At 64.6% G+C, this 12005-nt stretch carries 14 protein-coding genes and 1 pseudogene; 3 read left to right on the top strand and 12 right to left on the bottom strand.

The window, feature by feature from the left end:
- Positions 1–3 precede the first annotated feature (3 nt).
- Together dapE and ACNEOT_RS08810 are read right to left on the bottom strand one after the other, a co-directional pair.
- The gene (dapE, locus tag ACNEOT_RS08815) at positions 4–1089 is read right to left on the bottom strand and encodes a succinyl-diaminopimelate desuccinylase (RefSeq protein ID WP_415973493.1); all 1086 of its coding nucleotides are present in this window, start codon (positions 1087–1089) and stop codon (positions 4–6) included.
- Between the two features lie 116 nt (positions 1090–1205).
- Positions 1206–1349, bottom strand: coding sequence for a hypothetical protein (locus ACNEOT_RS08810; RefSeq protein WP_415973492.1), 144 nt, complete (start codon positions 1347–1349; stop codon positions 1206–1208).
- A gap of 212 nt (positions 1350–1561) precedes the next feature.
- Between ACNEOT_RS08810 and dapD the strand changes: the two genes are divergently transcribed.
- Positions 1562–2515 carry a 2,3,4,5-tetrahydropyridine-2,6-dicarboxylate N-succinyltransferase gene (gene dapD, locus ACNEOT_RS08805; RefSeq protein ID WP_415973491.1) on the top strand — a complete coding sequence of 318 codons (954 nt, stop codon included), beginning with the start codon at positions 1562–1564 and terminating at the stop codon, positions 2513–2515.
- 89 nt (positions 2516–2604) lie between these two features.
- Here the strand turns inward: dapD and ACNEOT_RS08800 are convergent, their stop codons facing one another.
- From ACNEOT_RS08800 to ACNEOT_RS08780, 5 genes are all read right to left on the bottom strand, one after another.
- The gene (locus tag ACNEOT_RS08800; RefSeq protein ID WP_415973490.1) at positions 2605–4104 is read right to left on the bottom strand and encodes a DUF222 domain-containing protein; all 1500 of its coding nucleotides are present in this window, start codon (positions 4102–4104) and stop codon (positions 2605–2607) included.
- A 70-nt stretch (positions 4105–4174) separates the two neighbouring features.
- On the bottom strand, positions 4175–4600 hold the full coding sequence (locus ACNEOT_RS08795) for a DUF4440 domain-containing protein (protein WP_415973489.1): 426 nt from the start codon (positions 4598–4600) through the stop codon (positions 4175–4177).
- A gap of 18 nt (positions 4601–4618) precedes the next feature.
- Complete coding sequence (locus tag ACNEOT_RS08790) at positions 4619–5074, bottom strand: 6,7-dimethyl-8-ribityllumazine synthase (RefSeq protein ID WP_415973488.1); 456 nt, start codon at positions 5072–5074, stop codon at positions 4619–4621.
- Positions 5075–5084: 10 nt separating this feature from the next.
- Positions 5085–5516, bottom strand: a complete 432-nt coding sequence (locus ACNEOT_RS08785) for a DUF1810 domain-containing protein (RefSeq protein ID WP_415973487.1) — start codon at positions 5514–5516, stop codon at positions 5085–5087.
- Positions 5517–5560: 44 nt separating this feature from the next.
- Positions 5561–6145, bottom strand: a complete 585-nt coding sequence (locus ACNEOT_RS08780) for a TetR/AcrR family transcriptional regulator (RefSeq protein WP_415973486.1) — start codon at positions 6143–6145, stop codon at positions 5561–5563.
- Positions 6146–6161: 16 nt separating this feature from the next.
- On the opposite strand from ACNEOT_RS08780, the pseudogene ACNEOT_RS08775 reads away from it, so the two are divergent.
- Positions 6162–6966: pseudogene (locus ACNEOT_RS08775) on the top strand (SDR family NAD(P)-dependent oxidoreductase).
- 4 nt (positions 6967–6970) lie between these two features.
- Here the strand turns inward: ACNEOT_RS08775 and ACNEOT_RS08770 are convergent.
- The 5 genes from ACNEOT_RS08770 to ACNEOT_RS08750 form a co-directional block, all read right to left on the bottom strand.
- Positions 6971–7456 carry a CoA-binding protein gene (locus ACNEOT_RS08770; RefSeq protein ID WP_415973485.1) on the bottom strand — a complete coding sequence of 162 codons (486 nt, stop codon included), beginning with the start codon at positions 7454–7456 and terminating at the stop codon, positions 6971–6973.
- The gene (locus ACNEOT_RS08765; RefSeq protein ID WP_415973484.1) at positions 7453–8751 is read right to left on the bottom strand and encodes an O-acetylhomoserine aminocarboxypropyltransferase/cysteine synthase family protein; all 1299 of its coding nucleotides are present in this window, start codon (positions 8749–8751) and stop codon (positions 7453–7455) included. The genes ACNEOT_RS08770 and ACNEOT_RS08765 overlap by 4 nt, the downstream gene beginning before the upstream one ends.
- A 4-nt stretch (positions 8752–8755) precedes the next feature.
- Positions 8756–9268, bottom strand: coding sequence for an OsmC family protein (locus tag ACNEOT_RS08760; protein WP_415973483.1), 513 nt, complete (start codon positions 9266–9268; stop codon positions 8756–8758).
- A 190-nt stretch (positions 9269–9458) separates the two neighbouring features.
- On the bottom strand, positions 9459–10118 hold the full coding sequence (locus ACNEOT_RS08755) for an SDR family NAD(P)-dependent oxidoreductase (RefSeq protein WP_415973482.1): 660 nt from the start codon (positions 10116–10118) through the stop codon (positions 9459–9461).
- Between the two features lie 39 nt (positions 10119–10157).
- The gene (locus tag ACNEOT_RS08750) at positions 10158–11573 is read right to left on the bottom strand and encodes an acyl-CoA synthetase (RefSeq protein ID WP_415973481.1); all 1416 of its coding nucleotides are present in this window, start codon (positions 11571–11573) and stop codon (positions 10158–10160) included.
- A gap of 2 nt (positions 11574–11575) precedes the next feature.
- Here ACNEOT_RS08750 and ACNEOT_RS08745 point away from each other — a divergent pair, with 2 nt between their 5' ends.
- On the top strand, positions 11576–12001 hold the full coding sequence (locus ACNEOT_RS08745) for a hypothetical protein (RefSeq protein WP_415973480.1): 426 nt from the start codon (positions 11576–11578) through the stop codon (positions 11999–12001).
- The last annotated feature ends 4 nt before the right edge of the window (positions 12002–12005 follow it).

Here is a 12005-nt window from a genome sequence, read left to right as displayed (position 1 = left end):
AGGCTATCGGGCAGAGAGGTAGCTCCGGAGCACCTGTGTGACGTGGGTGATCTGCTCGACGGGCACGCGTTCGTCGCGCTTGTGCGCGAGGTTGGGGTCGCCGGGTCCGTAATTGACGGCCGGGATCCCGAGCGCCGAGAACCGGGAGACGTCGGTCCAGCCGTACTTGGCTCGGAACTGTCCGCCCGCAGCCTCGATGAGAGCGGCCGCGGCGGGTTGGTTCAAACCGGGAAGCGCTCCGGGCGAGGAGTCGGTGACCTCGAAGCCGAGATCGAGTCCCTCGACCACCTCACGAACGTGCTCGACGGCCTCGGTGACACTGCGATCCGGCGCGAACCGGAAGTTGACGTCGAGTTCGGCCGCGTCGGGAACGACGTTGCCCGCCACCCCACCGGAGATCCGAACCGCCTGCAGCCCTTCCCGATACACGCAGCCGTCGATGTCGACTGTGCGGGCGCGGTAGGCAGCGAGCCGGTTGAGCACTGCGCCGAACTTGTGGATTGCGTTGTCTCCCAGCCACGAACGTGCGCTGTGGGCCCGCGTTCCCGACGCCGTCAGCCGAACCCGCAGCGTCCCTTGGCAACCGGCTTCGATGAAGCCGCCGGACGGTTCACCGAGGATCGCGACGTCGGCAGCGAGCCACTCGGGAAGTTCGCGTTCGATGCGGCCCAGTCCGTTGCGGGCGGCCGCGATTTCTTCGCAGTCGTAGAACACCAGAGTCAGATCGTGGGCAGGATTGTCGATCGTCGCGGCGAGATGCAGGAACACTGCGTCTCCCGACTTCATGTCGACGGTTCCGCACCCGTGCAGAATGTCGCCCTCGGCGCTGTCGTGTTCGCGCCTCGACGGCACGTTGTCCGCGATGGGAACCGTGTCGAGATGACCGGCGAGCATCACCCTCGATCCCAGTCCGCGGTTGGTTCGCGCCAGCACGGCGTTGCCGCTGCGGATGATCTCGAAGCCCGTGGTCTGCTCGCGGAGCGCCTGCTCCACTTCGTCCGCAATGCGCGACTCGTCCTCACTGACACTGGGAATGTCCACCAGTGCTGCGGTGAGGTCGATCGGGTCGGCATTCAGTTCGAGCGTCACGGGAGAAAACTCTAGGCCGCGGATCCGAAGAATCTCGCAGACCACGCCGTCGGAGCCCGCACCGAACAGTTTTCCGCTCGACAAGCACTCGTCGGAAAGGCCGAACGGCGCGACGTCTACCAGGCCCCTGCGACGACCAATCCCAACGCAACTCCGAGCACGATCGTCGACGCAAAGGTCGTCACCAATCCGGTGAACGACACGCTGTCCGCCATCACCGAGGCCACTCCGCTGCTGCGGGAGGCGGTACGAGTGGTCATCGGTGAAACTCTGTCAGGTGGCTTGCCTGCTTCCCATCCGGCTGTGTCCCGATGCGGTCACGCTCGACGCTCGAACAGGTAACGAACCGACGCTTCGCCCGAACCGCGGCGCTTCGACATTCCGCGTGCCCGAGTCGGCCGGCAGAACAGTCCTCCGCCGGGGCACCGTTGCCCGGCCCACCGCATTCTGCCCACCGCGTATTCTTCGTCCCGTGAGCGCACATGGAGCATCAGCAGTAGGTATTGCCAACATCACGACGTCGGGCGTAGTTCTCGACACCTGGTTCCCGAGCCCAGAGCTGGGGTCGGGCTTCGAGACCGGTACCACTCGCCTCGAGGGAGCCGACATTCCCGCAGAATTCGCCGCTCTTCTCGGCCCGGACGAGGCGCGCGGCGTCGAGGTAGTTGCGGTTCGCACCAGCATCGCCTCGCTCGACGACGCCCCGATCGACGCACACGACGCGTACCTGCGACTACATCTGCTCTCTCACCGCTTGGTTCAGCCGCACGGTCAGAACCTCGACGGCGTGTTCGGTCTGCTGACCAATGTCGTGTGGACCAACTTCGGCCCGGCAGCGGTCGACGGTTTCGAGACGGTGCGCGCGAAACTGCGTGCTCGCGGTCCGGTAACCGTGTACGGCGTCGACAAGTTCCCGCGCCTGGTCGATTACGTCGTTCCCACCGGAGTTCGTATCGCCGACGCCGATCGCGTGCGTCTCGGCGCGCACCTGGCCAGCGGAACGACGGTCATGCACGAGGGCTTCGTCAACTTCAACGCCGGGACGCTCGGCAACTCGATGGTCGAAGGGCGCATCTCGGCGGGCGTCGTGGTGGGTGACGGTTCCGATGTGGGCGGTGGCGCGTCGATCATGGGCACGCTCTCCGGTGGCGGCAAGAGCGTCATCTCGGTCGGCAAGAGCTGCCTGCTCGGAGCCAACTCGGGTCTCGGGATTTCCCTCGGCGACGATTGCGTCGTCGAGGCCGGGCTCTACATCACCGCAGGCACCAAGGTCAGCGGTCCGGATGGCACTGCGGTGAAGGCAGCGACCCTGTCGGGCAAGTCCAACCTGCTGTTCCGCCGAAACTCGCTTTCGGGTGCGGTCGAGGTTGTGCCGTGGAAGGGCACCGGCGTCGAACTGAACGCGGCATTGCACGCCAACGACTGAGAGTCCATTTCACTCGAATCAGCTTGTCGAACAACCCCTTCCAGCCCCGCACCGTCGTTTCGGTGCGGGGCTGGAGTTATTTCTGGGGCTCAGGCGATGTGGGGACCTGCTCGGGCGTGCGATTGTCGGGGTTGTCGATAGGGATCCACTGTTGCCGGGGGCACGAACCACGGGTGGTTGTCGGCACCGATGAATACTTCCCAGTCACTGTGGTGGAGGAGTCGGTGATGAAATCCGCAGAGTAGGACGAGGTTGTTCATGTCGGTGGGGCCTCCGTCGGCCCAGTGCCGGATGTGGTGTGCTTCGGTCCAGGATGCGGGTTTTCCGCAGCCGGGGAAGGCGCAGGTGTGATCTCTCGCGATGAGGGCTTTGCGTTGTTTGGCGGTGACGGTGCGGGCGAGGTTGATCGGTGAGCCGTTCTCGTCCATGACGATGGCGGTCAGGACGCAGTCGCAGGCGAGTTGGCGGGATGTGTTGCGGGAGAGTGGTCCCATCCAGGGCAGCCAGCCGACGGTGGTTCCGTCACCGAACAGATCCCCGTACGCGCCACGATCCGCTCCACCGCCACCGCCACCGCCACCGCCACCGCCACCGCCATTGCCACCGTCACCGTCATTGTCGGCGCCCGGCTCCCAAGCATCCGATTCGGCAGGGGTTCTCGAGCTGTCGGAGACGGAAAGTCCATCCGCCTCGTCGACCCCGTCGGGGTGGATCGGTTCACCGGTGTTGATGTCGACCGGATCGTGTGTGTCGGCGTCATCGTCGGATTCTGTTGCAGTGCGCAAGTTCTCGTCGTCCGCGATGTCATCGGCGCTGTCCGCGCTGTCGCGGAGGTCGGTGAGGTCCCGCAGGGTGATGTGCAGGTTCACATGCGGTCTCTCGCCGCCTTCGATGGGTCGATCACTCGAGGCGAGGTACTGATCGAGAATGTGTCCGAGGGCGTCGGCGCGGCGTTTGGCGGGGGATCGTTCGTCGGGGGTGCCGTCGGCGGCGGGTCGGGGTTCGGTCAGTGGTGAGAGGGCGGTGAAGAGTTTTTCTCCGGTGACCGCATCGAAGCCACCTTTCATGACCAGTCGCCCGTTCAGGGTTTTCGAGGCGAACAGTTCGTTGCGGTCGGTGTCTTCGGCGGGTGGCTTCTTGCTGCCGTAGGTGTCGTGCAGGCGGGTGATCGCTGCGCGGAGTCTGCTGGTGCGTGCTTCGGGTCCGGTAGCGGCGTCGATCATGGCCTTGCGGGCGATGTCTTGTCCTGCTTGGGGGAGGTTCTTGGGTGGGGTTTCGGCGAAGGTGAGGATCAGGGCGGCGTGGTCGACGGACATGACGCCGGTGTTTATGGCGTCGGCGATGTCGGGGAAGTCTTTCAGTCCGCGGCCGAGGGCGACGATCTTGGTGGCTTTGCTGGGGCTGAGCAGGGTGGTGGAGGTCAGCCAGCCTGCTGGTCCGGGGAAGCCGAGCTTCTCTCGGCTGACGCGGGTGTCGATCTCGGCGACGAGGGCTATCCGTCGGGCTTCGAGGAGTTGGATCTGGTGGGAGACCGCGGCGGCGCCGGCGAGGAGTTCGCTTTCGCTCAGTTGCCAGATCGCTGCGGTCATGGGACCAACTGTATCGAACAAGTGTTCGACTGGCAACCATGGTTGAATCGAAAACTGTTGTGCTGATTGACTATTCGCTATTCAGAACCTGTCGGTGGGGCGTGGTAACGGAGACGGAACCTGCTATCGGCGTTCCCTGGTGATAAAGGATCTTCCAATCACCCTCGCGTCGCTGCCACAACGTCATCCTGCGGGTCAGCCGGTTGCCCTGCTCGAGAATGTAGGTCAGCAAATACGTGTCTGCTCCAATTTCGCGAAGCTCGAATTCACTAGCCGTCCAGTCGGCGTCGTGTCGCCCGGTGGGGTCCGATTCGTATCGCCCCGCGAGAACGGCCCAGACCTGCTCGCGGTCGTACCGCCGGCCCGATGCACCGACCTCCCAGAAGTCGCCATCCGTGAGTCGATCGAAGTCGTCACGCGTGATGCCGAACTCGCGACGGTGGAAGATCGGTTCCCGTCGTTCGAGCTCGTCGAGCACCGCGTATTCGTCGAACACAGGATTGCCCGCCGAGTGTCAGCCGATGGTTCCCAATGAAGCCAGGGTTTTCACCACGGCGCGCGCCGCCTCAGCGCCCTTGGTTTCCAGATGCGCGGTGAAGAAGGCGTTGTGGTCGGCGTGCTCGTGGAAGTGATGCGGCGTCAGCACCACCGAGAACACCGGGACCTCGGTGTCCAGCTGCACTCGCATCAACCCGTCGATGACGGCCGTTTCGACGAAGTCGTGTCGGTAGATTCCGCCGTCGACCACCAATGCTGCGGCAACGATTGCTGCGTACTTTCCCGTCTTGGCGAGCCGTTGTGCGTGCAGCGGGATCTCGAAGGCCCCAGGCACCTCGAACACGTCGATGGGCGTCTCGGCCTGCCCGAGGCGCTCGAGCTCGGCGGCGAATCCCACTCGCGCGCGATCGACGATGTCCAGGTGCCAGCTGGCGTGGACGAAGGCAATGGAACCGGCGAGTGGAGTGGTCATGGATGCGATGCTAGCGGTATCGCTCGTCGAGCAAGTCGAGTGTCGGGCTATCGAATTCACCGGAGAAATACTTCTGCAACACTTCGCCGAACACCGACTGGCCCTTGGTAGCTTCGGCGAAAAGCGTCATGGACGAATGCAGCTTCAGGTTGTCGGGGTAGCCGAAGATCTCGTCGACCGTGCGTCCCTCGACAGCAACCACGAGCTTTGCTGCCTTCTTCAGGCGAGGGCCCAGTACCTCGTGGGACAGGTACAGCTCGGCCTCGGTCAGATCGGCAATACCGAAGTGTTGGGCGGTCGCGCTACGCCCCAACCCTGCCAACTGCGGGAACACGAACCACATCCAGTGCGTCTGCTTGCGTCCCGCCTTCAGCTCCTTCGTCACCGCAGTCCAGACGGGGTCTTGAGCGTCGACGAAGCGTTGCAGGTCGTATTCGGTCATGCCGTTCAACTTAGCCAAGGAGTGGAGCCTGCGGAATGACCCGATTAGGTGAACCCGCGCAGCAGAGTATCGACGGTCGCGTCGAGCAAGTCCTCGGTCGGAACGCCGTCGAGCAGGTCACCGGTGGCCAGCATCGCGAGGCCGTGCACGCTCGCGAAGGCAACGCGCGCGAGGATCGCAGGTGGCGCCTCGGTGATCACACCTGCCGCGATGGCTTCCCCCAACAAATCTTCGGTTGCCGTCATACTCTCGTGCGCAACGCTTTTCAGCTTCTCACTGGCGTCGGGATGATGCTTGGTGCTGTACATGACGTCCAGCAGCTCCGGGTGTTCGACGGCGAATCCGAGGTAGGCGCGGGCGACGCCGCGGAACCGGGCCATCAACTCACCGGGACCCGTTGCCGCTGCGGCCATTCGACGATTCAATTCCTCGAAACCGTGCAGCGCCAGCGCATCCAAGAGCGCTTGCTTGTCTCGGAAGTGACGCGCCGGGGCGGCGTGACTGACACCGACATCCCTGGCCAGCTGCCGAAGCGACAATGCGTCGACCCCGCCGTGCGCGATGCTTCGTTCGGCTTCGTCGAGCAGTACCGCGCGCAGGTCACCGTGGTGGTAGCGCTGCGTTGCCATGGGTTCACCCTAGGCGATGTTGGCGTTGACAACAATGCTGACACTGCCTACATTGGCGAACATGACTTCCACAGCACTCATCACCGGAGCAAGTTCGGGCCTCGGCGAAGAATTCGCCATCCGCTTCGCCGCACGTGGCGAGAACGTCGTCCTCGTGGCACGACGCGCCGATCGACTGGACACCCTGGCGCACCGGATCGAAGCCGAGCACGGCGTCACCGCCACCGTCGTCGCGATGGATCTGGGCGTCCCCGGCGTCGGCGTGACACTGCGAAGCACATTGGCAGACAAAGGGATCACCCCGACGACCCTCGTCAACAACGCAGGGTTCGGAACCCACGGCACATTTGCCGACGAGGATCCCGAACGCGTCGCCGCTGAGATCGCGCTGAACGAGCGCCCTGGTCGACCTGACGCACGCATTTCTGCCGAACCTGACCGGCGCGCTGATCAACATCGCGAGTACCGCTGCCTACCAACCCACACCCAACATGGCCGTCTACGGTGCAACGAAGGCCTTCGTCCTCAACTTCACCGAGGCGCTGGCCTTCGAGCACCGCGACTCGCCGCTGAAGATTCTTGCCCTCTCCCCCGGCCCGACGCGCACCGAGTTCTTCGACGTCGTCGGCTCCGAGGACGCCGCGGTGGGTAAGTACCAGACCTCGGAACAGGTGGTCTCGACGGCCATGCGCGCGTTGGATTCTCGCCGCACCCCCGCCAGCGTCGTCTCCGGTTTGTCCAACAAGATCAGCGCCGGCAGTGTGCGTTTCGCCCCGCGAGCACTCGCCACAGTGATCAGCGGTCGCCTCCTGAAGGCGTAGGCCCCTATCCGCGTGCTCGACGCGAATCGATCACTCCCGTATCGAATCCGGCCAGATGCAGTCCTCCGTGGAATCGGGCGTGCTCGATCTTCAGGCATCGATCCATGACGACGTTGAGTCCCGCTGCCTCCGCGTCGTGCGCGACCTGCTCGTGCCACAACCCGAGCTGCAGCCAGATCGTCTTCGCCTGCGCTGCAATGGTTTCCTTTAGAACGGCGGGAAGGTCGTCGTACTTGCGGAACACATCGACCAGATCCGGTGGCTTCGGCAGATCGGCGAGTGTCGGATAGACCGTCGTCCCTTCGATGTCGGTGATCGTGGGGTTGACGAGGAATATCTCGTAGTTGCTCGTCGACGACAGGTATCGGTTGACGAAGTAGCTTGCCCGCGAGGGGTTCTTGGACGCGCCGACGATTGCGACGGTCTTGGTTTCGCGCAGGATGCGTTGACGCTGTTGCGCCGACGGGCCCTGCCAGGTGCGCTCGCTCATGACCGCGCCTTTCCTGTTGCCAATGTGAGAGCTTGATCCAGGTCCCACAGAATGTCCTCGGCGTCTTCGAGCCCGACGCTGATGCGAATCAACTCGGGTTCCACACCTGCGCCGCGGAGCTGCTCGTCGGTCAGCTGTCGATGCGTGGTGCTGGCCGGGTGAATCACGAGAGTGCGTACATCACCGATGTTGGCGACGTGGCTGGCGACCTGAACGCTCTCGACAAACGTCTGGCCGGCCTCGCGGCCACCGTCGATTCCGAAGGCGAACACCGCACCAGGGCCGGCAGGGAGATACTTCGCCGCCCGGTCGTGATGCGGATGGCCCTGCAGCCCAGCCCATCTCACGTAGTCGGTACGCGGATCCTGCTCGAGCCATTCGGCTACAACGCGGGCGTTGGCCACGTGCGCGTCCATACGCTGGGGCAGCGTTTCGACACCCTGGATCAGCGTGAATGCCGATTGCGGTGCCAGCGCGCCGCCGATGTCGCGCAGTTGCTCGCTGCGCAGCTTGGTCAGAAAGCCGTACTCACCGAAGTTCCCCCACCACGACAGCCCACCGTACGAGGCCACCGGCGCGGTCATCTGCGGAAATTTGCCCGAGCCCCAGTCGAATCGCCCGGATTCGACCACCACTCCCCCGAGCGTCGAGCCGTGACCGCCGAGAAACTTGGTGGCCGAATGGATCACGATGTCGGCACCGAACTCGATCGGCCTGCTCAGCCACGGCGTTGCCATCGTCGCGTCGATCACCAACGGAATCCCGTGCTCGTGCGCGACGGAAGCGAGGCCTTCGAGGTCCGCGATCTCGCCCGACGGGTTGCCGATGATCTCGGCGTAGATGAGCTTGGTCGAATCCGTCACCGCAGCTGCATAATCCGCCGGATCGGTGCCCGGCACGAACGTGGTCTCGACACCGAACCGACGCAGCGTCACGTCCAGTTGCGTCACGGTGCCGCCGTAGAGCCCGGCCGCGGCAACGATGTGGTCGCCGGTGCCGGCCAGCGCGGCGAACACTGCGAACTCGGCCGCCAACCCACTGGCGAACGCAACCGCCCCGATGCCGCCTTCGAGACTCGCAATGCGCTCCTCGAAGGCGGCGACGGTGGGGTTACCGATGCGGCTGTAGACGTTGCCGTACTTCTGCAGAGCGAACAGATCGCCCGCGTCCGCGGAATTCTCGAACACGTAGCTCGCCGTCTGATAAATCGGCACAGCTCGCGAACCGGTGGAAGGATCTGGCCTCGCCCCGGCGTGAATTGCCCTGGTACGCAGGCCGAATGTCCGTTCGCTCATGACATCAGGCCGTTTCGAGAACGGTGTGGATCGGGGTGGGATTGCGCGTCAGATCCAGCACGGGGCAGTGATCGTCGACGGCCTTCTGCAACTCCTCGTACCGCTCCCGGGTCTCGGGGCCGGTGACGGTCACGACGACGCGCACCTCGCCGAAGCCGGGACGAACGTCGTCGTCGAAGCCGAAGAATCCGCGCACGTCGAGGTCACCCTCGGCCTTGGCCTTGATGTCCTCGACGGTGATGCCGAGCTTCTCGGCCCACACGCGGTAGGTGACCACCTGGCAGGACAGCAGCGACGCCAGGTAGTACTCGACCGGGTTGGCGGCCTTGTTCTCACCGCCCAGGGCGGGCGGCTCGTCGACCTCGACGCTGTACTTGCCGAGGGTGACGGTGCTGGCGACGGCGTCGTGCGCGGTGGCGGAAGCGCGGAAGACCGCGTGGGCATTCTTGGCGTCGGCCTGCACGGCGTCGTCGGTGGCAGCGATGACGCCGCCGAGATGGGACACAGATGTGGTCATGGTGAATTCCTGTTCGAGTCGAGGGTTGCCGGAACTACCCGAGGAGCGCGAAATGCTCGTCGGGGATGGGTTCGATCGACAATTACGAACAGGAGGAAGTGCAGACGAGACCGAAATCGATGGTGCGACGACGCACGAGCCTTCTGGCTGCGTCGGTCACGTGTGTCTCGGTCACGGTGCCGACAATAGCTTACGAGAACTGATCGGCGCCGACGTCCGTCTCGTCGTCGGTGATCGCCGCGACGATACGAGCTGCCACCGTCTCCGGCGTCAGACCCTCCGGCAGTTTCGGTGCCTGCCCGGCGATGGGCCGCGTCGCGAGGCCTGTCTCGGTGTGCGGCGGACGCACGTCCACGATCCTGATCTTCGACTTACGCGCTTCCGTACGAACACTTTTCAGCAACGCGCTCACCGCGGCCTTGCTCGCCGAGTAGGCACCCATGTTCGGCATCGGCTTGTCGGCAACGACTGCACTGATGTTGAGCACGAACCCGCCCTGATCCAGGGTCGTCAAGGCTTCTCGAAGCACACGGAGCGGTGCCAAGTAGTTGAGCAGCAGCAATTCGTCCACGGTGTCGTCGTCCACCTCGGTCACCGGTCCGAACGCCACGACACCGGCCGCGATGACGATCCCGTCCAATCCGCCGTGATGTTCGACGGCCGCCGCCACGACCGTCTTCGCCGAATCCGGCAGCGTCAGATCGGCATGCACCGTGTGATGATCCGACTCGATACTTCGGCCGCTGACGGTCAGCCGGGCACCGGCCTGCGCAAGTTGCTCGACGATCGGGCCGCCGAGCCCGCCGCCGGCACCGAGGACGAGAATGCGAGCACCATCGAGAGTGGTCATCCCTCGAATTTAACGGCTACCCCGAAGCCTTGCTGACGACTAGGTCAACAGCTTCTTCTGTACCTTCCCCATCGCGTTGCGCGGGAGGGAGTCGACCACCCGAATCTCGCGGGGCCGCTTGTGAATCGACAGTTCGGTGGCCACCAGATCGATCAGCACTCGATCCTCGACATCGGTGCCGACGACGAACGCCACGATGCGCTGACCCAGGTCGTCGTCGGGCACGCCGACCACGGCGACCTCGTCGACACTCGGGTGCCCCAGCAATACCGTCTCGATCTCCCCCGCGCCGACGCGATAGCCGCCGGATTTGATCAGGTCGGTCGAGGCTCGTCCCACGATTCGGTGGAATCCGTCGGGCTCGATGAGGGCGACGTCTCCGGTGTCGAACCATCCGTCCTCGGTGTAGGTCTTGGCCGTCGCCTCCGGGTTGTTCAGATAGCCGTCGAACAACATGGGGCAGCGAATCTGCAGCGCGCCGATGGATTCGCCGTCGTGCGGAAGGATTTCGCCCTTCTCGCCGCGCAGACGTGTTTCGACTCCCGCAACCGGTAGTCCCACCGAGCCTGCTCGACGCTCCCCGTCCGCGCGGGTGCTGATGGTGATGAGGGTTTCGCTCATGCCGTAACGCTCGATCGGGGCCTGGCCGGTGAGTTCACGCAGCTTCTCGAACACCGGGACCGGCAGCGGCGCACTGCCCGAGACCAACAGCCGGGCACCGGCCAAGGCGCGCGCGGACGTCTCGTCGGCGGCGACTCGCGACCACACCGTCGGTACACCGAAGTAGAGGGATCCGCGTGCGGCGGCGTAGAGCTCCGGCGTCGGCTTGCCGGTGTGAATCAGTGGGCTGCCCACCCGTAGCGGGCCGAGTACGCCGAGGATCAGACCGTGTACATGGAACAGCGGAAGCCCGTGCACCACAGTATCTTTCGACGTCCATGCCCAGGCCTGCGCCAGCGCGTCCAGGCCGGCAGCGATGGCGCTACGCGAGATCAGGACGCCTTTCGGCGGTCCGGTAGTACCGGAGGTGTAGAGCACGAATGCAACCGAGGACGGCTGCGGTTCGGGGTAGCTGTGCCACGACCGCGCATGTTGACGCACCGGCAGAACCTCCAGCCCGGAGGTGTCCGGCGGCGCTTCACCGAGCCACGCCTGCGCGCCCGAGTCGCGGAGGATGTGCTCACGTTCGGCGACACCCGCGTCCGGTGGAACCGGCACCACGGTGACGCCTGCGATGAGTGCGCCCACGACAGCGAGCACCGTCTTGACCGACGGTGTCGCATAGACCGCCAGCCGGTCGGCGCGCGCGATCCGTTCGGCAACGGACGTCGCCGCGCCCAGAATGTCGGCACGGGAGAGCGAGACTCCGTCGATCGTGACGGCGTCGGGAATATCGTCTCCTCGCGCAACGGCGAGTGGGTTCAGTGAACGAAGCAGCACATGGCTACCGTACATACATGGACGTGGACGGAATCGACACCGGCGACTACGCCGAGTACATGACGGTCGCTGCCGGTGACCTGCAGGCGGGTGTCTATTTGATCGGAACCGACGCCGAGCAGGACGTCGATTCCGAGGACGAACTCGACCTGGACCTCGAAGACTCAGATTCCGACGACGACGAGATCGACATCGCCCACGTCACCGACGGCGCGCCGCGGCTGGTCTACTCGGTGCAGTCCGACGATTTCTGGACCCGGGTGGAATTGGCCGATCTGCGGGCCACTCAGCTCTACGAGGAAGCTCACGCCCGTAATCCCGAGGTCAACACGGAGCCGAAGCGCTTCACCACCGTCGAGGCGTTCGGCAGCAACGAACTGGTCTACATACTGCGTATCCGACGCGGTGGCTGGGATGTGGGCGAGCCGGACCTCGAGCCGTAGCCTG

Source organism: Rhodococcus sp. 077-4, assembly GCF_047782425.1.
Classification (GTDB): domain Bacteria; phylum Actinomycetota; class Actinomycetes; order Mycobacteriales; family Mycobacteriaceae; genus Rhodococcoides.
Note: the sequence above shows the minus strand (reverse complement) of the source record. Positions and strands in the feature narration are given on the sequence as shown.

Coding starts and splice junctions, on each gene's coding strand:
- ACNEOT_RS08810 (WP_415973492.1), bottom strand. CDS start 1,349: ATGACCACTCGTACCGCCTCCCGCAGCAGCGGAGTGGCCTCGGTGATG.
- ACNEOT_RS08800 (WP_415973490.1), bottom strand. CDS start 4,104: ATGACCGCAGCGATCTGGCAACTGAGCGAAAGCGAACTCCTCGCCGGC.
- ACNEOT_RS08790 (WP_415973488.1), bottom strand. CDS start 5,074: ATGACCACTCCACTCGCCGGTTCCATTGCCTTCGTCCACGCCAGCTGG.
- ACNEOT_RS08785 (WP_415973487.1), bottom strand. CDS start 5,516: ATGACCGAATACGACCTGCAACGCTTCGTCGACGCTCAAGACCCCGTC.
- ACNEOT_RS08780 (WP_415973486.1), bottom strand. CDS start 6,145: ATGGCAACGCAGCGCTACCACCACGGTGACCTGCGCGCGGTACTGCTC.
- ACNEOT_RS08770 (WP_415973485.1), bottom strand. CDS start 7,456: ATGAGCGAGCGCACCTGGCAGGGCCCGTCGGCGCAACAGCGTCAACGC.
- ACNEOT_RS08765 (WP_415973484.1), bottom strand. CDS start 8,751: ATGAGCGAACGGACATTCGGCCTGCGTACCAGGGCAATTCACGCCGGG.
- ACNEOT_RS08760 (WP_415973483.1), bottom strand. CDS start 9,268: ATGACCACATCTGTGTCCCATCTCGGCGGCGTCATCGCTGCCACCGAC.
- ACNEOT_RS08755 (WP_415973482.1), bottom strand. CDS start 10,118: ATGACCACTCTCGATGGTGCTCGCATTCTCGTCCTCGGTGCCGGCGGC.
- ACNEOT_RS08750 (WP_415973481.1), bottom strand. CDS start 11,573: ATGTACGGTAGCCATGTGCTGCTTCGTTCACTGAACCCACTCGCCGTT.
- ACNEOT_RS08745 (WP_415973480.1), top strand. CDS start 11,576: ATGGACGTGGACGGAATCGACACCGGCGACTACGCCGAGTACATGACG.